Annotated in this window: 19 protein-coding genes; 7 read left to right on the top strand and 12 right to left on the bottom strand. The window is 67.6% G+C overall.

Features of this window, described 5'->3' with window-relative positions; all coding sequences use genetic code 11:
- Nucleotides 1-3 precede the first annotated feature (3 nt).
- The 4 genes from D7D52_RS13060 to D7D52_RS13045 form a co-directional block, all read right to left on the bottom strand.
- A complete protein-coding gene (locus tag D7D52_RS13060) occupies nucleotides 4-1,758 on the bottom strand; it encodes a glycoside hydrolase family 183 protein (RefSeq protein WP_246023849.1) in 1,755 nt (584 codons plus the stop codon).
- Nucleotides 1,759-1,854: 96 nt separating this feature from the next.
- Nucleotides 1,855-3,408 carry a DUF4185 domain-containing protein gene (locus tag D7D52_RS13055; RefSeq protein ID WP_120736555.1) on the bottom strand — a complete coding sequence of 518 codons (1,554 nt, stop codon included), beginning with the start codon at nucleotides 3,406-3,408 and terminating at the stop codon, nucleotides 1,855-1,857.
- 22 nt (nucleotides 3,409-3,430) lie between these two features.
- On the bottom strand, nucleotides 3,431-4,756 hold the full coding sequence (locus tag D7D52_RS13050) for an MFS transporter (RefSeq protein ID WP_120736554.1): 1,326 nt from the start codon (nucleotides 4,754-4,756) through the stop codon (nucleotides 3,431-3,433).
- Entirely contained in the window at nucleotides 4,753-5,226 is a 474-nt protein-coding gene (locus tag D7D52_RS13045) for an NUDIX hydrolase (protein WP_120736553.1), read from the bottom strand. Before D7D52_RS13045 ends, D7D52_RS13050 begins: the two co-directional genes overlap by 4 nt.
- 248 nt (nucleotides 5,227-5,474) lie before the next feature.
- Between D7D52_RS13045 and D7D52_RS13040 the strand changes: the two genes are divergently transcribed.
- The gene (locus D7D52_RS13040) at nucleotides 5,475-6,248 is read left to right on the top strand and encodes a pirin family protein (RefSeq protein WP_120736552.1); all 774 of its coding nucleotides are present in this window, start codon (nucleotides 5,475-5,477) and stop codon (nucleotides 6,246-6,248) included.
- A gap of 9 nt (nucleotides 6,249-6,257) precedes the next feature.
- A complete protein-coding gene (locus D7D52_RS13035) occupies nucleotides 6,258-6,836 on the top strand; it encodes a DUF4190 domain-containing protein (protein ID WP_120736551.1) in 579 nt (192 codons plus the stop codon).
- A 46-nt stretch (nucleotides 6,837-6,882) separates the two neighbouring features.
- Here D7D52_RS13035 and D7D52_RS13030 read toward each other — a convergent pair whose 3' ends face one another.
- On the bottom strand, nucleotides 6,883-7,356 hold the full coding sequence (locus D7D52_RS13030) for a hypothetical protein (RefSeq protein ID WP_120736550.1): 474 nt from the start codon (nucleotides 7,354-7,356) through the stop codon (nucleotides 6,883-6,885).
- A gap of 90 nt (nucleotides 7,357-7,446) precedes the next feature.
- Between D7D52_RS13030 and D7D52_RS13025 the strand changes: the two genes are divergently transcribed.
- The 3 genes from D7D52_RS13025 to D7D52_RS13015 all read left to right on the top strand — a co-directional run bounded on the left by D7D52_RS13025 (nucleotide 7,447) and on the right by D7D52_RS13015 (nucleotide 10,786).
- Nucleotides 7,447-8,298, top strand: coding sequence for a Scr1 family TA system antitoxin-like transcriptional regulator (locus D7D52_RS13025; protein ID WP_120744070.1), 852 nt, complete (start codon nucleotides 7,447-7,449; stop codon nucleotides 8,296-8,298).
- A gap of 31 nt (nucleotides 8,299-8,329) precedes the next feature.
- Complete coding sequence (locus D7D52_RS13020) at nucleotides 8,330-8,710, top strand: DUF397 domain-containing protein (protein WP_120744069.1); 381 nt, start codon at nucleotides 8,330-8,332, stop codon at nucleotides 8,708-8,710.
- Nucleotides 8,711-8,803: 93 nt separating this feature from the next.
- Nucleotides 8,804-10,786 carry a M13 family metallopeptidase gene (locus D7D52_RS13015; RefSeq protein WP_246023848.1) on the top strand — a complete coding sequence of 661 codons (1,983 nt, stop codon included), beginning with the start codon at nucleotides 8,804-8,806 and terminating at the stop codon, nucleotides 10,784-10,786.
- A 19-nt stretch (nucleotides 10,787-10,805) separates the two neighbouring features.
- On the opposite strand, the gene D7D52_RS13010 is transcribed toward D7D52_RS13015, so the two are convergent.
- From D7D52_RS13010 to D7D52_RS12980, 7 genes are all read right to left on the bottom strand, one after another.
- Nucleotides 10,806-11,885, bottom strand: a complete 1,080-nt coding sequence (locus tag D7D52_RS13010) for an ABC transporter ATP-binding protein (protein WP_120736548.1) — start codon at nucleotides 11,883-11,885, stop codon at nucleotides 10,806-10,808.
- Nucleotides 11,886-11,909: 24 nt separating this feature from the next.
- Nucleotides 11,910-13,265, bottom strand: coding sequence for an ABC transporter substrate-binding protein (locus D7D52_RS13005; RefSeq protein ID WP_120736547.1), 1,356 nt, complete (start codon nucleotides 13,263-13,265; stop codon nucleotides 11,910-11,912).
- Between the two features lie 10 nt (nucleotides 13,266-13,275).
- Nucleotides 13,276-14,067: a carbohydrate ABC transporter permease gene (locus D7D52_RS13000; RefSeq protein WP_120744068.1), complete on the bottom strand. Its 792-nt coding sequence runs from the start codon at nucleotides 14,065-14,067 to the stop codon at nucleotides 13,276-13,278.
- Between the two features lie 68 nt (nucleotides 14,068-14,135).
- A complete protein-coding gene (locus tag D7D52_RS12995; RefSeq protein ID WP_187703144.1) occupies nucleotides 14,136-15,065 on the bottom strand; it encodes a carbohydrate ABC transporter permease in 930 nt (309 codons plus the stop codon).
- A gap of 413 nt (nucleotides 15,066-15,478) precedes the next feature.
- Entirely contained in the window at nucleotides 15,479-16,381 is a 903-nt protein-coding gene (locus tag D7D52_RS12990) for a L,D-transpeptidase (protein ID WP_187703143.1), read from the bottom strand.
- A 373-nt stretch (nucleotides 16,382-16,754) separates the two neighbouring features.
- Nucleotides 16,755-18,047, bottom strand: coding sequence for a cytochrome P450 (locus D7D52_RS12985; RefSeq protein ID WP_120736545.1), 1,293 nt, complete (start codon nucleotides 18,045-18,047; stop codon nucleotides 16,755-16,757).
- 136 nt (nucleotides 18,048-18,183) lie between these two features.
- The gene (locus D7D52_RS12980; RefSeq protein WP_120736544.1) at nucleotides 18,184-18,849 is read right to left on the bottom strand and encodes a chymotrypsin family serine protease; all 666 of its coding nucleotides are present in this window, start codon (nucleotides 18,847-18,849) and stop codon (nucleotides 18,184-18,186) included.
- Nucleotides 18,850-19,348: 499 nt separating this feature from the next.
- Between D7D52_RS12980 and D7D52_RS12975 the strand changes: the two genes are divergently transcribed.
- Together D7D52_RS12975 and D7D52_RS12970 are read left to right on the top strand one after the other, a co-directional pair.
- Nucleotides 19,349-20,167, top strand: coding sequence for an MlaE family ABC transporter permease (locus D7D52_RS12975; RefSeq protein ID WP_120736543.1), 819 nt, complete (start codon nucleotides 19,349-19,351; stop codon nucleotides 20,165-20,167).
- A 3-nt stretch (nucleotides 20,168-20,170) separates the two neighbouring features.
- A complete protein-coding gene (locus D7D52_RS12970) occupies nucleotides 20,171-21,034 on the top strand; it encodes an ABC transporter permease (RefSeq protein ID WP_120736542.1) in 864 nt (287 codons plus the stop codon).
- Nucleotides 21,035-21,045: the final 11 nt, after the last annotated feature.

Here is a 21,045-nt window from a genome sequence, read left to right as displayed (position 1 = left end):
GTCTCACCGCAAGGTGGCGTGCATCAGGTACACGTTGTAGCTGTTCCAGGCCGACATTGTGAAGTACAGGTCCTTGCCGGTCGACCACGGATGGATGTATCCGCCGTAGGTGGTCGGATAGTCGTCGGTGTCGACCAGCGTCACCGGATCGCTCCACGCCCCTTGCGGTTCGGCCGCGGTGCGCAGCGCGATGGCGTGATGGTCGAGATCGAGATAGACCATCTGCCACTGCCCGCTCGACTCGTCGTAGCGCACCGACACCTCCCCCGCCGTCCCGGAAAGCACCGGCGTGGCCAGCAATTCGTCGGGTCCGAGCGCGGGCACCCAGGTGCCGTTGATCCAGTACTGATAGGCCGACTTGTTGAGCACCTGCTCGGCGGGCACCCGGGCCAGCCCGATGGTGCCGAAGCGGCCATTGGGCGTCCCGAACATGTAGACGTAGCCGTCGTGTGGGGCCATGCCCACCACCTGGAAGCGTCCGAGCCCGAAAATATTGTCCCAGCGCGCCCATTCGGACTTGGTCCAGGTGTTGCCGCCGTCGTCGGACCAGGCCAGGCCGCCCAGATTGGTCCACCACATACCGGGCTTGGAGCGGCTCCAGCGCGCCACCGACATATAGGTGAGGTACTGGCGGCCGTCGAGGGCGAACCCGGAGGTGGGGATGGTGGTGATCTCGAAGTTGTCGACCTTGCGGCTGCCCAGCACCTCCGCGGCGTGGCAGCGGCTGTCCTGCGCGAACGTGTCCAGCCGCAAGCCGTGTGACAGATCCCGGTCACTGCTGAAGGCGAGGGAATTGCTGCGCCAATCCTGCTCGCCCGTGCCCGCGCCGACCGGCGCCCAGCCCTTGCCGAAGGTGTCGCCGAACGCCACCGCGATCTGGCCCGGCCTGGACTCCCACATGATGCCGAGGTCGGTGCCGTCCACCGACCAGCGCATATCGGTGCGATTGGTGGAGCCGTGCCCGGTCACCTGATTCACCAGGGCCAGCGAGTCGAGGGCGCGCGGGGCGACGGGCGCGGCGACCGGCGCCGGCGCGAGCGGCTGGACCGCCGGGGCGGGCTGGGGTTGCGGTTCGGTCGGGTCGCCGCCGGGCACCGGGATCGGGACCGTTTCGGGGATGCGATCGAGTTGCAGCTTCGGCAACTGGAACCCGCCCGTACCGCTGCCGGATTGCGGCGCCGGGGTGGGTTCGGGTGTGGGTTCGGGTGTCGGCGTCGGCTCGGGGGTGGGCGCGCCCTCGCCCGGCACGCCGGCCGAGTCCCCCGACGGCACGGCCGAGTCCCCCGACGGCACGGCCGAGTTCTCCGACGGCACGGCCGAGTTCTCCGACGGCACGGCCGAGTTCTCCGACGGCACGGCCGATTCGCTCTCGGGCACAGCCCTTTCCGGCTTCGGGCTCTGGTCGGTGCGCAGATCCGGGCACGGGTTGGCGCACGGATCCGCCGGCAGCGCGGCCGGTTCTATCCGGGTGTTGTCCGGTTTGGGTCCCGGCACCTGGACCGGGGTGAACTGCGGGTCGGGGATCTGGATGTGGATGGTGTTGTCCGGCGCGGGCGGCGGCGGGGGCGGCGGCAGACTGGGATCGGGTTTGCGGGCCAGCGGATCGAATCCCGTTTCGCCGCAGTCGTTCATGGGCGGCGGCTGCCAGGGGGCCAGCGGCCCGGCGCTCGCGGGATCGGCGGGCAACAGCATGATCGCGAGTACGGCCGCACCCGAGAGTGCCAGGGCGGCAGTGGGTCTGGAGCGTGCCGTACGCATCCCTGCCACCGTAGCCCGCGCGGCGGCATCCAGGTAGCGATCTTGGCGTGTCGCCCGCCGGGTGTGACCGAGCCGATACCTCCGACCGACCGGCCGCTATGTCAGCCGGGCATGCATGAGATAGACGTTGTAGCTGTTCCAGGCCGAAACGGTGAAATACAGGTCGGTGCCGGTGGACCAGGGATGGACGAATCCGCCGTAGGCGGTCGGATAGTCGTCGGTGGACAGCAGCGGCACCGGCTCCGACCAGGCCCCCTGGGGTTCGGCGGCGGTGCGCAGCACCAGCTGCCCGCGCGTCACGTCCAGATACACCAGCTGCCACTGCCCGGAATCGGCGTCGTAGCGCACCGACAGTTCGCTCGCGGTCCCCGACACCAGTGGTGTGGCCAGCAATTCGTTGGCGCCCTCGGCCGCCACCCAGTTCCCGTCGATCCAGTACTGGTAGGCGGACTTGTTGAGCACCTGGGCGGCGGGCACCCGCGCCAGGCCGATCACGCCCAGTCGCCCGTTGGGGGTGCCGAACATATAGACGTAGTCGCCGTGCGGCACCATCGTCGCCACCTGGAACCGGCCCGCCCCGAACAGGTTGTCCCAGCGCGCCCACTGGGATTTGGTCCAGGTCCGCCCGTTGTCGTCGGACCAGGCGAGCCCGCCCAGGTTGGTCCACCACATGCCCGGGATCCGGCTCCAGCGATTGACCGACATGTAGGTCAGGTACTGGCGGTCGCCGACCGCGAAACCGGAGGTCGGGATGGTGGTGGTCTCGAAGTTCTTGATCTTGCGGCTGTTCAGGATCTCGGCGGCGTGGCAGCGGCTGTTCTGGACGAACCCGTCGAGCACCAGCCCCTTGGACAGGTCGCGTTCGCTGCTGTAGGCGAGGGTGTTGCTGCGCCAATCCTGTTGCTCGGTCCCGGCTCCCCCGGCCTTCCAGCCCTTGCCGAAGGTGTCGCCGAACACCACCGCGACCTGACCGGGCTTGGTCTCCCACATCAGCCCGAGGTCGGTGCCGTCCACCGACCAGCGGGTATCGGTGCGATTGAGCGACCCGGGCCCGGTCACCTGATTGACCAGTTCGACGCCCGCCACCTGCCGCGGGGGCACCGGCGCGGCGAGCGGCGCGGGCGCGGCCGGCTGCGGGTCCGCGACGGGCGCGGCCTGCGGTTCGGGCGGCTCCCCGCCGGGCACCGGAATCGGAATGGGTTCGGCCTCGGGCGCGATCTCGACCTGCGGCAGGGCCGCGCTGCCGCCACCGGGCACGACGCCGGGCGCGGGCGTCGGATTGGCACGCACGTCCGGGCACGGCGCCGCACACGGATCCGCCGGCAGCGCCACCGCGTCGACGCGGGTGTTGTCCGGCAGCGGGCCGGGCACCGGGACCGTCACGAGCTGCGGCACCGGGACCGGGATCTTGATCGTCGAATTCGACTGCGGCAGCGGGTTGGCCGGATCGGGTTGCCGGGCCAGCGGATCGAAACCGGTTTCGCCGCAACTGTTCACCGGCGCGGGCGCCCACGGATGGGCGGGCGCGGCGGCCGCGGGCCCCGAGATCGAGACGGGGACGGTGACCCCGCCCAGGACGACGACGCCCGAAAGTATCAGCAGCCCAGGGATTTCGGCATGTCGCGTCCGGTACCGAGGTCGAAATCCCATGGGCGCAACCCTATCGACTGGATCACGCCCACGCGCGCCGCCGCGAATTCGCGGCGATTCCCGCGATGCCGCAGGCATACACCGCCGCCGCGGCCAGCACCACCGCCGGAGATCGGCCGTCGGCGGGCACGATCAGCGCCGTACCGGCCAGCGCCAACACGAAGGTGATGTTGAAAACGGTGTCCTGCAGGGCGAACACCTGCCCGCGACGGGCATCGTCGATATCGATCTGCATGGCCGCGTCGCCGGTCAGCTTGATCACCTGGCCCGCCAGGCCGAGCAGGAACGCCGCCGCCAGCAGCAGTGCTTCGGCGAGGCGCTCGGCGTTGCCGGTGGCGATCGTGATGGGCGTGACCAAGACCAGTTGCACCGCGATCGCCGCCGTCAGACCGGCCACGACCGTGCGCGCCCGGCCCAGCCGGGGAATCAGGAAGGGCGCGACCGCCGCCGCGGTCAGCATGCCCGCCCCCGTGGCGGTGATGGCCACGCTGAACTTGGCCAGATGCGTCCCCACCGCGGTCTCGTCGCCCCGGCGCAGCACCAGCACCATGAGCAGGGTGTCGGCGCCGAAGACGATGCGATGCGCGCCGATGCCGAGGAAGGTCGTCGTCACCTCTCGCGACCGCCACGCCGCGGTCGCGCCCTCGCGCAGGCCGGCGGCGATGGCGCGCACCGTGGTTCGGTGCCCGTCCCCCGCGCCGGCCTCGGGACCCAGGGCGCGCGGCCGGAATCCGGCCACCGCCACCCCGCCCGCCAGCGACCCGACGACACCGGCGGCGGCCGCGACGGCCGAGGCGAAGTCGCCCGCGCCGATCAGCCCGATGAGCGAGAAGGCCAGTCCCGCGCCGAGAATCGCGCAACCGGACGCCAGCGTCGCCAGCACCGAGTTCATCGGCACCAGCCAGCGCCGCGACAGCACCCGCGGCAGCGACGCGGATACGCCCGCCCCCACGAACCGGCTCACCCCGACCACCGCCAGCGCGCCCAGCAGCAGCGGGGTGGCGCGCGCCCCGGCCAGCAGACCCACGGCGGTGAGCACGATGAACACCGCCCGCAGCGCGTTGGCGACCAGCAGCACCAGCCGGCGGTCCCAGCGATCGAGCAGGGCGCCCGCGTAGGGTCCGACGATCGAATACGGCAGCAGCAGCGCCGCGAACCCGCCCGCGATGGCCAGCGGATCGGTCTCGCGTTCGGGATTGAACAGGATCGCCCCCGACAACGCCGCCTGGAACATGCCGTCGCCGAACTGCCCGGCCAGCCGGACCGTGGTCAGCCGCAGCGTGCCGGGATTCTCGCGCAGTCCGGTGCGGAAGGCCGCGAGCTTGGCGCGCGGGGCGGGTGCGGTCACCGCGCGGGGTGGGTGGTCACCAGCGCGAAGACGGCGGCGCGCATATCGTCGGCCATGGGCAGGTTGTCGACGGTGTCGGCGTCGATCCACTGGTAGCGGTCGTGTTCGGCCGGGTCGACCTGGATCTCGCCGGCCTGCGCCTCGACGACGAAGCTGTACTTGCGCACGCGCGATTTGGTGCGGGTCGCGTAGTCGAATCCGCCCAGCACATCGGTGATGCGCACGGCCCGCAACCCGGTCTCCTCGTACAGTTCCCGGGCCACGCAGTCGGCGAAGGACTCCCCGGATTCCACGCCCCCGCCGGGTAGCTCCCACATCCCCGCATTCGAGCTGCCGTCCGCGACACGCCGTACGACCAGCAGCTTGCCGCTTCGGAAGACGGCCACGCCCACCACGAAGTGGACGATGCCCTCACTCTCGGCCTGCTGCCGCAGCTCGCGTTCGATGCCCGCGAGTACCTCGGGTCGCATCCCCCTGCTCTCCCTCCCGTTTCGCTTGCGGCACATCATGATACGGTCGCCGGCCGGTGACCGCCGGGGCGCGAGCGGGTCGCCCGGCATTTGCCCGCGCCGCCCGCCCGAAGCGAAGTGCCTGGTCGGCGGCGGCCGGAGCGACGGTGCTCCCACGCTAGACTATTTACCTGGAGTTCAGCGCGAGGCATAGATTGTGCCCCTACCCTGGAACCCGATCGGTGCTCGCCGGTGAGAGGAGTACGGCGGTGTCCACCCTCACGACACCACACATCGATATCCATCGTGGCGGCGACCGCATGAAAACCCGTGTGGCGTGGCTGGATTCGAAGCATTCGTTCTCGTTCGGAGAACACTACGATCCCGACAACACCCATCACGGCCTGCTGCTGGTCAACAACGAGGACGTCGTGCTGCCCGGCGAGGGCTTCGAAACGCATCCGCACCGCGACATGGAGATCGTCACCTGGGTGCTGAGCGGCAGCCTGGTGCACCAGGATTCGCTGGGGCACAACGGCGTCATCTACCCGGGCCTGGCCCAGCGCATGAGCGCGGGCACCGGCATCCTGCATTCCGAGAAGAACGACTCCTGGCGGCTGAGCGCCGCGCCGGAACACCAGGAGCCGGTGCATTTCGTCCAGATGTGGGTGGTCCCGGACGAATCCGGGCTGACGCCGGGCTATCAGCAGCTCGAGATCGACGACGAACTCGCCGGCGGCGGCCTGATCACGGTGGCCTCCGGCCTGCCGCGCTATCGCGACCGCACCGCCATCGCCATCAACTCCAGCCATTCTGCCCTGCATGTGGCCCGGCTGCCCGGCGAGGCCGCCGAGATCCGCCTCCCCGAGGCGCCCTACCTGCATGTGTTCGTCGCGCGCGGCGAGGTCGAGATGGAAGGCGCCGGCACCCTGTACGAGGGTGACGCGGTGCGGCTGGCCCGCAGCGGCGGTCAGCGGGTGATCGCCAACTTGCCGTCGGAGATTCTGGTGTGGGAAATGCACGCCCGGCTCGGCGGGCAATAGCATTTCCACATGAACCAGTACCCGCCGCCGGGGCAGCCGGAGCAGTACGGTCAGCCCGGACAGTACGGTCCCGGGCACTATGGTCAGCCCGGACAATATGGTCAGGCTGGGCAATATGGTCAGCCGCAGCAGTTTCCGGGCCCGCCACCCGGCCCTCATCCGCCGCCCGGCGGGTCCTATTGGCAGGAATCCCCGCAGCGCAAGGGCATGGCGATCACCGCCCTGGTCTTCGGCATCCTGGGCCTGCTCACCTTCTGGACCGTGCTGCTCACCGTGGTCGGCGTGCTGTGCGGTCTCGTCGCGATCGTCCTGGGTGTCATCGCACTGCTGCGCGCGCGGCGCGGCCGCTCCGGCGGCTTCGGAATGGCGCTGGCCGGTGCGATTCTCGGCGGCATCAGCCTGATCGGCGGTGTGATCGTGGGGCTGCTGGTGTGGATCGTGTTCAAGGACACCGGCGGCACCGATCTGATCGACTGCCTGCAGCGGGCGGGCAACGATCAGTCCAAGGTCCAGCAGTGCCAGGACGAGTACAAGCAGCGGGTCGAGGACAAGTTCAGCGTCACCCTGACCCCGAGCCCGGCGCGCTGATCGGTCTGTCTTTTCGACGACTGCGACGGTCCCGCAAGCGAAGTCGCTAGCCGGTAACCGGACGGCACTCCCGGGTGGCGGCCAGCACCTCCGCCAGCTCGGGCCGGAAGTCGCCCTCGGGCGGGTGCACCCACAGGCGATAGCCGCTGTGCTCGTCCGAGGGGGACGGCAGCACGATGCTGCTGCCCGGCAGCGCAACGGACGCGCAATCGCGGAACAGATCCGCGAACAGCTCGGTGTCGAGGTAGGAGCCGTCCATCGGACCGGTCAGGAAGGTCCATCGCCCCGAGCGCGGGTGAGTGATGATGGGCCCGCAGCGGTGCCGCGCGACCAGCTGACCGCGGACCTGACGGCCCAGCTCGGCGGGCATGGTCACGGCGCCGACGGCCCCGACCTCCAACATGATTCGGCCCAATGTCGAGTCCACCACGCCGTAGAGGCCGTGCTCCTTGCGGTAGCGCCGGCAGCGGGCCAGGGCTTCCTGCGTGTCGGTGTATGAGGACGGGTCCAGCGCGCTCATGGCGAACCTCCTGTTACCGACCTTATTCCGAGGCAATCGGTATGACAATAGTCACACACCGATGAGTTGTGCGGCGTAGCATCCATGGTCATGGCACCCCTCTCGCCCACGGTCGCCCGATGGGAGCTGGTGCTGCGACTGCGTGAAGCGCGCGAGCAGCGCGGGTTCGATTCGGCGACCTTCGCCAAGCGCGTCGGCTTCACGCCGGCCAATTGGTCGCATGTGGAGAAGGGCCGGCGCGTGCTCACCGCCACCACCATCGGCCCGGTGCTGGAACTGCTCGAGATCGAGGGTGAGGAGCGCGCGGAACTGCTCGAGCTGCTCGCGGCGAGCAAGGAACGCGGCTGGTGGGCCCGATCCTCGGCGCTGATCGGGCCGGAGCTGCAACGGTATTACGGCATGGAGCTGGGCGCCGAGAGTATCCGCAGCTACGACAGCCTGGTGGTGCCCGGGCTGCTGCAGACCGAGGAATACGCGCGGGCGCTGATCAGCGCCGACGTCATGATCCGGCCGGTGCAGGTGGAACAGCTGGTGGCCGTGCGCCTACGGCGTCAGCAGCGCTTGCGCGGCGACGACCGGGTGGAGCTGACCGCGGTGATCGGCGAAGCCACCCTCCTGCAACAGATCGGCGGCCCGAAAGTATTGCGCGGGCAACTCGAGCATCTGGCGAATCTGCTGGACGAACTGGATTCCCTTTCGGTGCGGGTGATTCCGTTCACCGCCACGCGCGGGGCGCTGCTGGGCGGCTCGAGTTTCCATCTGCTGGATTTCGCTTCCGAGAATCTGCCCACCTTCACCTGGGTGGAGAGCGCGGTTTTCGGTGGCGCCGTGGAAGATCCGGAGCAGATTCGCGATCTGCGGTTCGCATTTGTGCGCGCGCTCGACCAATCCCTCGGTCGCGCAGAATCTTTGGAGGTGATCAAACATTATTCGCAAGGGTAGGAGACGCATGTGTACCGGTAAAATGCTGCCCATGCTTACCACCGCGAAGTACCAGCCGGAATCCACCGGCTGGTTCACGTCGACTCGTACCAATAACGGAAATCAATGCGTGGAGGTTCGATTCGACGGTGATGCGGTGCTCATCCGCGACAGCAAGTACCGGCGCAATCCGGAACATCGCCTTGACGACGAGCCCATCATCACCGTCACCGCGGCCGAATGGATGACATTCCTGGCCGCCGTGCTGGGCCGCCATATCGACCGCACCGCGCTCATCGCGGAGATCTGTGCGGACGGCCACACCACCCTCACGCACGGGAAGATCACCCTCGTTTACACCCCTGGCGAATGGCGGGCCTTCGTGGCCGGTGTTCGAGACGGGGAATTCGATCGGACGCCGACGGCGGCGTGAGTCCGCCGTCGGGCGTTCACCGATCGTGAACGCATGGGGTGCGAAGTTCCCGGGGCCCGGCCGTATGTCCGCGGAGTGGGCATACTGGGCAGCGTGACTTCGCAGCTGACGCCTCCCTCCGGTATCGACCTGTCCTTCCGTGATGCGGACGTGCGGGTGCAGGACGACCTGTTCGCGCACGTCAACGGCAAATGGCTGGACAGTTACGAGATACCGGCCGATCGCGCGGTCGACGGCGCCTTCCGCACGCTCTACGACCAGGCGGAACTGGACGTGCAGAAGATCATCCAGAACGCCGCCGCGTCGGATGCCCCTGCCGGTTCCGAGGAGCGCAAGATCGGCGATCTCTACAACAGCTTCATGGCCGCCGACGCCATCGAGGCCGCCGGCCTGACCCCGATCGCCGAGGAGCTGGCCGCCATCGCCGCCGTCACCGACCGCTCGGCCTTCGCCGCGCTCATCGGCAGCCTGCAGCGCACCGGCGTCGGCGGCCCGCTGGCCTTCTACGTCGACACCGACGACAAGGACTCCACCCGCTACCTGGTGCACGCCACCCAGTCCGGCATCGGCCTGCCCGACGAGTCCTACTACCACAAGGACGAATACGCGGAGATCCGCGCGAAGTACATCGCCCACATTCGCCGCATGTTCGAGCTGGCGGGCCTGGACTACGACGCGCAGCAGGTCTTCGATCTGGAGACCGCGCTGGCCGCCGGCCACTGGGACGTGGTCCGCCGCCGCGACGCCGAATTGAGCTACAACCTCACCACTTTCGATGCGCTGGCCGCCGAGAACCCCGAATTCGACTGGGCCGCCTGGACTTCCGCGCTGGCGGCCGGACTGGATCGCTCCGGCGCCGAGCTGTTCGCGGAACTCGTGGTGCGCCAGCCCGATTACGTGCGCACCTTCGCCCAGGCGTGGGGCGAGCGATCACTGGACGCCTGGAAGGCGTGGGCGGCCTGGCGGGTGGTGAAGGCGCGCGCGCCGTACCTGACCGCCGAGCTGGTCGAGGCGAACTTCGACTTCTACGGCCGCACGCTGACCGGCGCGCAGGAGAACCGCGAACGCTGGAAGCGCGGCGTCTCCCTGGTGCAGGATCTGCTGGGCGAGGCCGTCGGCAAACTCTATGTAGCCGAGCACTTCCCGCCGGAGGCCAAGGCCCGCATGGTCGAACTGGTCGCCAATCTCCAGGAGGCCTACCGCCGCAACATCTCCCGGCTGGAGTGGATGGGCGCGGACACCCGCCAGGCAGCGCTGGCCAAGCTGGAGAAGTTCACCCCCAAGATCGGTTACCCGGACGAGTGGCGCGACTACTCGGCCGTCACCGTGGATCCGGCCGATGTGGTCGGCAACTACCGCCGCGGCTATGCCGCCGAGCACGATCGGGATCTGAACAAGCTGGGCGGCCCGGTGGACCGCGGCGAGTGGTTCATGACCCCGCAGACGGTCAACGCCTACTACAACCCGGGCATGAACGAGATCGTCTTCCCGGCCGCCATTCTGCAGCCCCCGTTCTTCGATATGAACGCCGACGACGCCGCCAACTACGGCGGCATCGGCGCGGTCATCGGCCACGAGATCGGGCACGGCTTCGACGATCAGGGCTCCAAGTACGACGGCGACGGCAATATGGTCGACTGGTGGACGGAGTCGGATCGCACCGAATTCGGTAAGCGCACCAAGGCTTTGATCGCCCAGTACAACGCCTTCTCGCCCAAGGATCTCTCCGACGACCACACCGTCAACGGCGAGTTCACCATCGGCGAGAACATCGGCGACCTGGGCGGCCTGTCGATCGCCCTGGAGGCGTACAAGATCGCGATGGAGGGCAAGGAGTCTCCCGTCCTGGACGATCTCACCGGTCTGCAGCGGGTGTTCTTCGGCTGGGCCCAGGTGTGGCGCACCAAGGCCCGTGCCGAGGAAGCGATTCGCCGCCTCGCCGTGGACCCGCACTCGCCGCCGGAGTTCCGCTGCAACGGCGTGGTCCGCAATCTGGACAGCTTCCACGAGGCGTTCGGCGTCGAGCCGGGCGACGCCCTCTACCTGGATCCCGCTGAGCGCGTGAAGATCTGGTGAGCCGCCGCGGCGGGAGCGGCTAGCGCAGCCGCTCCCCCGTCTCGGCGTCGAAGAAGAACAGTTCGTCCTGCTTGGGTGTGAGGTGCAGCCGGTCGCCCAGCGCCACCCGGAACCGCCGATCGACCCGCGCCACCACCCGGCCCGACGCGCTGGACCATTCGTCGGCGACGCCGTGCGAGTACAGGAACGACTCCGCGCCCAGTTCCTCGAGCAACTCCACCTCGACCGCGAGCGCGTCGCTCGAATCGGTGGTGACTTCCCAGGATTCGGGCCGGATGCCGACGACCACCCGCGCGCCCTCGACGGTACGCGGCAGCGGGATCCGCAATTCGTCGATCACCGCCGCGCCCTCGCGCACCGGCGCGGTGAGCAGGTTCATGCCCGGCGAACCGATGAATCCGGCCACGAAGGTGTTCACCGGATCGGCGTAAAGGTCACGGGGAGCGGCGATCTGCTGCAGTTTGCCGTCCTTCATGACCGCCACCCGATGCCCCATGGTCATGGCCTCGACCTGGTCGTGGGTCACGTACACGGTGGTGGTGCCGAGCCGCTTCTGCAGCGCCGCGATCTGCGACCGCGTCGAAACCCTAAGCTTGGCATCGAGATTCGACAGCGGCTCGTCCATGCAGAACACCTGCGGCCGGCGCACGATGGCCCGGCCCATGGCCACGCGCTGGCGCTGGCCGCCCGACAGCCGCGCGGGCTTGCGGTCGAGCAGGTCCTCCAGCTCCAGCATGGCCGCCGCCTCCTTGACGCGAACCAGGGTGTCGGCCTTGTTCATTCCGGCATTGCGCAGCGCGAAACCCATGTTCTCGGCCACGGTCATGTTCGGGTAGAGCGCGTAGCTCTGGAACACCATGGCGACGTCCCGCGACCGCGGCGGCAGGCCGGTCACATCCAGGCCGCCGATGCGGATGTGCCCGGCGGTCACCGCTTCGAGACCCGCCAGCATGCGCAGACTGGTGGACTTGCCGCAGCCCGAAGGCCCGACCAGCACCAGGAATTCGCCGTCGGCGATGTCCAGGCTCAGGTCCTCGACCGCGGGGCCGGGCGCACCCGGATAGGTGAGGGAGACACCCTCGAACTGCACAGTCGCCATGCCGGCGGATCTCCTCGTGTCGTCTTACTTGGGCAGCTTGGGCGTGATCTGCCGGTCGATGATGGTCTGCAGCTGGTTGGCGATATCGGCGAAAGTGGCTGCCGTGTCCGCGTTCTGCAGGCCGATCTTCTCCAGCCCGGTGCCGATGATCTGATCGCCGCCCGGCACGAAGACGCGTGCGTAGTTCTGCGGCTTGGTCAGCGGCAACTGGTCGATGGCCGTCTTGAAATTGGGTTTCTTGGCCAGGAAGTCGGCCATGCTGGGATCCTGCTGCGCCGACTTGCGTACCGGCACATAGCCGGTGGCCTGCGAGAAGTACGAGGTGTTGGCGGTATTGGTGATGAAGTCGATGAACTTCAGCGCGTTCTCCTTGCGGGCGTCGCTGATTCGCGACGGAATCGCCAGGCCCGCACCGCCGGTGGTGGCGCCGGCCAGCCCGTTCGGGTGCGGCAGGAAGCCGGTGCCGAACTGCGTCTTGCCCTCGGAATTGGTCTTGATGCTCTTGAGGTCGCCGGTGGAGCCGATGGCCGAGGCGATGATGCCGTTGCCGAAATCGACCGCGTAGGTGGGCCGGATGCTGGCGTACTTCTTGGCGTTCATGGAGTCGCGCAGGTAGTTTCCGGCGGCCAGCGAGGCCGGATCGTTGAACTTCAGCTTCCACTCGTCGGAGTACGCGCCGCCGAAGGTCCACAGCGGACCCTGGAAGGTCCAGGCCAGGTAGTTCTTGGCGTCGCCCCAGCCGTGCGCCCACTTGCCGTCGCCGAGCACGCTCTGGATCTTGGGACCCCACTCGTCGAACTCGGCCCAGCTCTCCGGGGTGCGGTCGGGCAGTCCGGCCTTGGACCAGACGTCCTTGTTGTAGTAGAAGATCTGCGTCGAGCGCGAGTACGGCAGCGCCCAGGTCTTGCCGTTGAACTTGTAGTCGCCGAGGAAGGTGTCGACGTAGTCGGACACGTTCACCCCGGCCGCGCCGAAGTGGCTGTCGAGCGGTTCGATGGTGCCGTTGAGCGCGTAGTTGAACCACCACACGTCCGACAGGATCACCACATCGGGCAGTTCGCCGCCGGACAGGGCCGCGTTGAACTTGGTCGCGACCTCCTCGTAGTTCTTGCCGGCGTCGACGAGATTGACCTTCAGATCCGGGTACTTGGCCTGGAAGCGGTTGATCAGCTCGACTTCCTGATCCTTGGAGGTGCCGGGGTGGTTGGACCAGAACGTGATGGTCTTCGAGTCACCGCCCTGGGTGCCGCCGCCACCGGAACCGGCGCACGCGGTCAGCGCCGCCGCGCCCGCGGCCGCACCGGCGATGCCGAGAAACCCGCGTCGCGACAGCGCGGGGAGACGAGAATCGGACACGGGAATCTCCTTATGGGACTTCATTTTCGGACTCTCAGCCCTTCACCGCACCGGAGGTGAGGCCCTTGATCATCTGGCGCTGCAAGGCCAGAAAGACGATGAGGATGGGCAGCATGGTCAGGATGACCCCGGCCATGACCGGCCCCCAGTTGGTGACGCTGGGGTTCTCGGTGTTCTGCAACAGCGTCAGGCCGACCGGCAGCGTCGCCACCCGCGCGTCGTCGGCCATCAGGAACGGCCACAGGTATTCGTTCCACTCGTTCACCAGCGTGACCACCGCGAACGCCACCATGGTCGGGCCGGACATGGGCAGCACCACCCGGGTCAGCAGCCGCCACCAGCCCGCGCCGTCCATGCGCGCGGCCTCGATGACCTCGCTGGGCAGCGACAGGAAGTGATTGCGCATGAGGAAGGTGCCGAAGGCGACCCCGCAGAGCGGAAGAATGATGCCCGCGAACGTGTTTCGCAGTCCGACCTGCGACATCAGCGCGTAGTTGGAGATGATGGTGATCTGGTTGGGCACCATGAGCGCCGCGATGATCACCAGGAACAGGATGTTCTTGCCCGGGAAGCGCAGGAACACCAGCCCGTAGGCGCTGAGCACGCCGAGCACGAACTTCACCGCGGACACGATGGCGGTCACGATGATCGAGTTGCGCAGGAACTGCCAGAACGGCAGCGTGGTGGTGGCGTCGTGATAGTTCGACACCAGCCAGCGCTTGGGCCAGTAGGTGACCGGCTGCGTGTAGACCTCGGCGTGCGCCATGAACGAGCGGGTCAGGATGTAGTACAGCGGCACCCCGACGATGATCAGCACGCACACCATGGCGGCGTAGCCGAACAGCCGCGCCCACAGCTCCCGATCCTGGAAGCGGCCTGATGCGTTGAGCGCCTTCACTTCTCGTCCCCTCGATCCATCATCCGCACCTGCACCAGCGTCACGATCAGCAGCACCAGGAACATGATGGTGGCGACCGCCGCCCCGTAGCCGGCCCGCTGGTTCACCCAGGATTCGCGGTAGACCTGGTAGATCATGGTGGTGGTGCCGGTGCCGATCGGGCCGCCGCGGGTCATCACGTTGATCAGGTCGAAGACCTGCAAAGAGTTGAGCAGCACCGTGATCGACAGGAAGTAGGAGGTGGGCCGCAGCTGCGGCAGCAGCACCCGGGTGAAGGTTGTCCAGCGGCTCGCGCCGTCGATCTCGGCGGCCTCCATCAGATCGGCCCGAATTCCCTGCAGCGCCGCCAGATAGATGACGAAGCTGTAGCCGAGGTTCTTCCAGATGTAGGTGACCGTGATCATGAACAGCGCCCAGTGCGGGTTCTGCGCGAAGTCCGGCGAGTGGATCCCCATGCGCTCCAGCAGATCCGGGATCAAGCCGAAGCCCGGATCGAAGATGAACTGGAAGCCGACGCCGATGGCCGCGCCGGAGATGACATAGGGTGCGAAGATCGCCGAGCGAACCACATTGCGCCCGAACAGCTTGCGATCCAGCAACAAGGCCAGGCCCAGCCCGATGACCATGCTGCCGACCACGGCGGCGACGGTGAAGAACACCGTGTTCTGCACGATCTGCCAGGAGTCCGATCGGCCGAACCACTCGGTGTAGTTGTCGAATCCGACCCAGTTCATCCCGGTCGCGGAGATGTTCCAGTCGGTGAACGAGAGCCGGATATTGTCCGCGAGCGGCCGATAGACGAAGACGCCCAGCAGGATCAGGTTGGGCGCCACGAGCACGACGAACAGCGCGTAGTCCTGCCAGGGTCTGCTTCGCCACCCGCGCCCCGGGGGCGTCGGGAGTACTCGTTCGGGCCAAGATCGCACCCGCGCAGCCTTGCGGCCCTTGGCAAATGGCTGGTTAATTTCGGATGCAGTACCGCTTAACTGTCGGTCGGCAGACGCCACCGACTGTTCACCGGACACACCGCGAAGGGGCGCGGACATGGGACGAATCGTACGAAAGCCCAATAGCTTTCATGACCGAAATCACCTACACGGTTGGCCGGCAGGTGGATAAAAGGATGGCCCCGCCCTGTCGGGCGGGGCCATCCCATCCACCGCACCGGCAGGCGAGGGCGTGCGTCCTCGCCCCTCGCAAACGAACGCCCGGGAGGCGAGGGTGTTCCTACTTACCCCTCGCGTGCGAGAGCTCCCGGGGGCGAGGGCGTTCCTACTTACCCCTCGTGAACGAATGCCCCGCCCGTGAGGGCGGGGCATTCGAGATCGAGAGTGGAATGTCAGTTCCAGTCGCCCCAGCCGTCGCCGGTGCTGAAGGTGCCGATGGAGTTCTTGACGATCACCGGGTCACCCTTCTTGACGTTCTCCTGGAACCACTTGGCGTCCTCGGTGGAGACGTTCAGGCAGCCGTGCGAGGTGTCCGAAACGCCCTGCTGCGCAACACTCCACGGGGCGGCGTGCACGAAGATGCCGCTGTTGGACATGCGGGTGGCGTACTCGACCTCGAGCTTGTAGCCCTGCGGGTCGGTGACCGGCACCCCGTAGGTGGAGGAGTCCATGATCATCTTGCGGTTCTTCTCGCTGACGATGTAGATCCCGTTCGGGGTCTCGTGCCCCTTCTTGCCCATGGAGGTCGGCATGGTCTTCACGACCTCGCCGTTGTGGGTGACGGTGATCTGGTGGGTCTCGTCGTCGGCGGTGGCGATGAACTCGTCGCCGATCTCGTAGGCGACGTCGGTGCCGCCGGCCTGGACGGTGACCTTGGACCCGGCGGGCCAGAAGTCCTCCGGCCGCCAGCGCACCTGCTTGTCGCCCATCCAGTAGAAGTGGCCGTTCACCTTGTTGGTGGAGGTGATGCGAATCGACTTCTCGGCGGCGGCGTGATCGCCGACCGGGTCCTTGAAGTTGATGATGATCGGCATGGCCACGCCGACCACGTCCCCGTCGCCGGGGCTGATGCTCGGGGCCGCGAAGTTGGCCGGCGGAATCGGCGCCTTGGCGTTCGGATCGGTGGGCAGCGAGCCCGGATCCGGCTGCGGCATGACGGCGGACGGCACGCCCGGCACATCCGGGCCGCCCGGCCATAGCGGAGTAGCTGACGCGGGTGCCGCCACCACTGCTCCGGTCGCCGCGACAGCGGCGAGGGCGATCAGTCCCGTTCTCCGATAGCGGGTAAGGCGCACAGCTCGGTTCCTCTCAATGCCGCCTCCCCGGAACTTCAGCGCACGGCTGGGAGCCGTCGACAGCAGGGAATGCGGGCTGCGGTTGGGGAGCAACCCGATCTTGGGTGTACCCGACGAGTTACCCCGACACTTGCGAAATCAGTTGTTGCGATCCCATTACTACAGCCATCGGGCGCACAAGCCAATCGGCTTGGGGCACTTATGCATACCGACTTCCAGGTGTGTGCTACGTCACGTGACCGTGGGCGGGTTACTGAAATGGCGCGTATGCGCCGCTGGCATCGGCGATTCCTCGAAAGTGACACTGCGGCGGCCGCTTTGGGAACGGAAACCTCCCCCAAACATCGATGTGATCGAAATCACCGGCGCCGCTTCAGGGTTGAACGTCGAAGGTGATGGCGGTGCGCGGCCCGACCGCGATCGTATGCGGCACCGACACCGGCGGAGCTCCGCGCGCGAACCGCGGCGAGAGCCGCAACCGCACACTACTCAATACAGTAGCCAGCACAATCCGAAGTTCATAGTCCGCCAGCGCGGCGCCCACGCACCGGCGGTGCCCACCGCCGAACGGCGCGAACTCGAACGGACCGTATCGGCGCTCGAGGAACCGTTCCGGCCGGAACTCCCGCGGCCGCGCCCAGACCCCCGGATCGGTGTGCAACAGCTGGACCGAGATCCCCATGGTGTCCCCCGCCGCCAACGGCACCCCGCGGAAGGTGAAATCACCGGTGAGCCTGCGCAATACGATCGGCACCGGCGGATGCAGCCGCAGCGTCTCCTGGCACACCGCGTCCAGATACGGCAGTTTCACCAGCACCTCGGGATCGGGATCGGCTCCGGCGGAAGCCAATTCGTCCCGCAGCCGGCGCAGCACCGCCGGTTCGCGATGCAACCGGTACAGCGCCCACACCAGCGCGGTCGCGGTGGTCTCGTGCCCCGCGACCAGCAGCGTGCGCAATTGCTCCCGCAGATCGTCCGCGGTGAGGGCGCCGCCGTCCTCGTAGCGGGTGCCGAGCAGCAGCGCGAGCAGATCCTCACCCCCGCCCCCGGCGGCCCGCCGCCGCGCCACCTCCGCGTCGATGAGCTCGTCGAGCCGATCGCGGGCCGCCTCGAACCGCTCCCACCCGGTGAGCCCGAACATGCTGCGGCGCAACGGCACGAACATGAACAGCACGGTGCCGAAGGATTCCAGGAATTCCGTGGTGGCTTCGGTGTATTCGGCCCGCCGCGCCGGTTCTTCGATGCCGAACACGGCCGCCAGGATCACCCGCAGCGTGAGCGCCCGTGCCGCCGCGCGGGCGTCTACGCGGGCGCCGGGCCGCCACGGATTCCCGGCGCCCTCCCCGTCCAGTTCCGCGCGGGCCGCCGCGCGAATGGCATTGCCGTAGGCGCTGATTCGGCTGCGATGCAACCCCGGCGCGAGCAGCGCCCGTTCCCGCCGATGCCGCCCGTCCCGGGCCAGGATGAGCGAGGCCGCCCCGACCATCGGCTCGATGGGATTGGGCAGCGGCGGCTCCAGCAGCTCGATCGGCGCCCGGAACAGTTCGCGCGCCCCGTCCGGGCTGCCGGTGAACAACACCGAGCCCAGCGCGGGCAGCCGCAGCCGGAACGGGTCGCCGTCGCGACGCCGCCGCCAGGCGGCATACCGCTCCAGGATGTCAGGCATGGCGCTCCCGCTCGTCGCTGCTCATGGATCCCTACACGAATGATCCACCGGCCCGGTTCGAGCCCGCCACCCCCGGACGCGAACCGGGGCGGTGATCGTGGATCACCGCCCCGGTCACGAGTTCTCGCGTGTCCGCTCAGATCGGGTAGTAGCCCGATCCGACCGACCCGCGGCCGTTGAGATCGGCCATGATCGAGCTCATATTGGTGCCGACCTCGGGCCCGAAGCAGGCCACCGCGAGGTAGGCGTTGACCATGCCGACCAGGGTGGTGCCGACGACGACCGGCGCTCCGGAATCGCCCTCCACCACGCACATCTGGCTCCAGGTCTCGACGCTGGTGTCGAAGACGTCACCCCAGGAGATGCCGCAGGTGTTGCCGGTGGTGCGGCCTTCCTTGCAGACGATCATGGGGAATCCGGGCGGGCCGCCGACGCCGGTGATGGCGACATTGCCGATGCGGTTGACCGGGACGATCCGGTCCGGATCGAACTGGATGACGGCGTAGTCGAGATCGTGGTTGGAATAGACGAACGTCCCGATCTGCCCGGCGGCACGGTCCTTCTCGGCCCACACCTTGGCGCCGGCGTCGCCGCAGTGCCCGGCGGTCAGGCCGACCAGGCGCCCGGCGCCGTCGTGGCCGACGGTCGTCACCGTGCACTCGAACATGTCGTCGATGATGATTCCCGAGCCACCGCCGATGACGGCGGGCGCGGGGTCGGCGGTGGCGGCTCCGGCGCCGAACAGCGCGGTACTCAGCGCTACGGCGAACGCACCGGTCGCCCCTGCCAGTTTCTTGATCATGTCCCTCCAGACGTCGGAAGCCGCACGAATCTCGAGTTGCGGTTACTCATCCTGTCAGTATTCGAGCCCGGTTGCCTCTTGTACTGCCACATGTTGCCGAGCCGTGTCCTGCCGGGGTTCGCGGCGGTTACCTAGTTGGATGGAGATATCGGAACAATACGCATGCGCTATCGAATTCCGATAAATTTGATCCTACAAATTGTTACCCGGAAGGTGTTCACACCAACGGGGGATAGTCGAAAACTAGAACGAGTTCTAGATATCTGCCTGCTCTTTTAGGCGCCTAACCAAACCCGATGTGGCTGTTCACGGGCCATTAGACAAACGTGATCCGGGTCTATGACCGGAACCACAATCGGTGGTGTGTTTTTCCTAACTCCGTAGTAAGGTGCGTCAAGCAAACAGTCGCCGGAGGCGGGTAACCCGGCGTCGAGAGGGGTAGTCAGTGCAGGTGACCACGAGCCCAGGGGGACAGGGGAGTCCCCCTACGGCATCACGGATGAATGCGGCCGTGGATTGGGCCAAGGGGTACTGGCAGGACCATCCGAAACGGTCGCTGGAAACCGGCGGCCGGATGATGTCCATGGGCGTGTCCGCGGTCGCCGAACTTTTCATCGCGATCTTTCGGCGGCGCTTCCCCTATGCCGAGTTCATCCGGCAGTGCGCCTTCATGGCGAATGTCGCGGCGGCGCCGACCCTGTTGGTCGCCATCCCCATCGGCGTGATCGTCTCGATCCAGGTCGGCTCGGTCGCCGGGCAGGTCGGCGCCACCTCGTTCATCGGCGCGGCCAACGGGCTCGGCATCATTCAGCAGGGCGCACCCCTGGTGACCGCGCTCATGATCTCCGGCGCGGTCGGTTCCGCCATCTGCGCCGACCTCGGCTCGCGCACCATCCGCGAGGAGATCGACGCCATGAAGGTGATGGGCGTCGACCCCATGCGCCGCCTGGTGGCCCCGCGCCTGGGCGCGGCCATGCTGGTGTCCGTACTGCTGTGCGGCTTCGTGGTTTTCGTCGGCTTCCTGACCGGCTACATCTTCAACATCTTCGTGCAGAACGGCACCCCGGGCTCCTACATCGGAACCTTCTCCTCGTTCGCCATCACCACCGATCTGATTGTGGCGCTGCTGAAGTCCCTCATCTACGGGCTGCTGGCCGCGATCATCGCCTGCGATTCCGGCCTCAATGCCAAGGGCGGCCCGGGCGGTGTCGCCAATGCGGTGAACACCGCGGTGGTCATGTCGGCCGTCATGCTCTTCGGCGTCAACCTGATCATCACGCAGCTCTACAATTCCTTCTTCCCGCCGCAGGTGGTCTGAGCCGTGTCAGCTACTTACACTCCGCCGCTGCTGCGGCCGTTACAACGGATCAAAGGCGCGGCGGGTGCCCCGCGCGACTGGCTGGCCCGCATCGGCCATCAGGTCTTCTTCTTCCTGCGCTCCATCGGCTCGATGCCGATGGCGTTCAAGCACTACCCCAAAGAGGTCTGGCGGCTGCTGTCCGACGTCACCTGGGGCAACGGCAATCTCGTGGTCGGCGGCGGCACCATCGGCGTGGTGCTGATCCTGTCGGCGTTCGGCGGCATGACCGTCGCCATCCAGGGCTACACCTCGCTGAACCTGCTCGGCCTGAGCCCGCTGACCGGCGCCATCTCCGCGTTCGCCACCACCCGCGAGCTCGGCCCGCTGCTGGCCACGGTCGCCTTCGCGGCGCAGGCGGGCTGCCGGTTCACCGCGCAGTTGGGCGCCATGCGCATCTCCGAGGAGATCGACGCGCTGGAATCGGTTGCCATCCGGCCGCTTCCGTATCTGGTCAGCACCCGCATGATCGCGGCCATGATCGCCATCGTGCCGCTGTACTGCCTGGCGCTGCCGCTGGCCTACATCTCCTGCTCGCTGACCGTGGCCCTGGTGGGCGGCACCGCGACGGGCACCTTCCAGCACTACTTCTATCAGTTCCTGATCCCGCACGATGTGCTGTACTCACTGCTGAAGGCGATCCTGTTCGTCGCCATCACCACCTTCATCCAGTGCTACTACGGGTTTTTCGCCTCCGGCGGCCCGGAGGGCGTGGGTGTGGCGGCCGGTCGCGCGATCAAGCTCTGCATCATCGCGGTCGTCTTCGCCGACCTGTTCATGACCTTGGCCATCTGGGGCGTCAACCCCGGCATCCGGATCTCGGGATAGGGGGCGCACGC

Origin of the sequence: Nocardia yunnanensis (assembly GCF_003626895.1) — a bacterium.
GTDB classification, from domain to species: domain Bacteria; phylum Actinomycetota; class Actinomycetes; order Mycobacteriales; family Mycobacteriaceae; genus Nocardia; species Nocardia yunnanensis.
The sequence above is the reverse complement of the archived record's forward strand: the minus strand, read 5'-3'. Positions and strand labels throughout refer to the sequence as shown.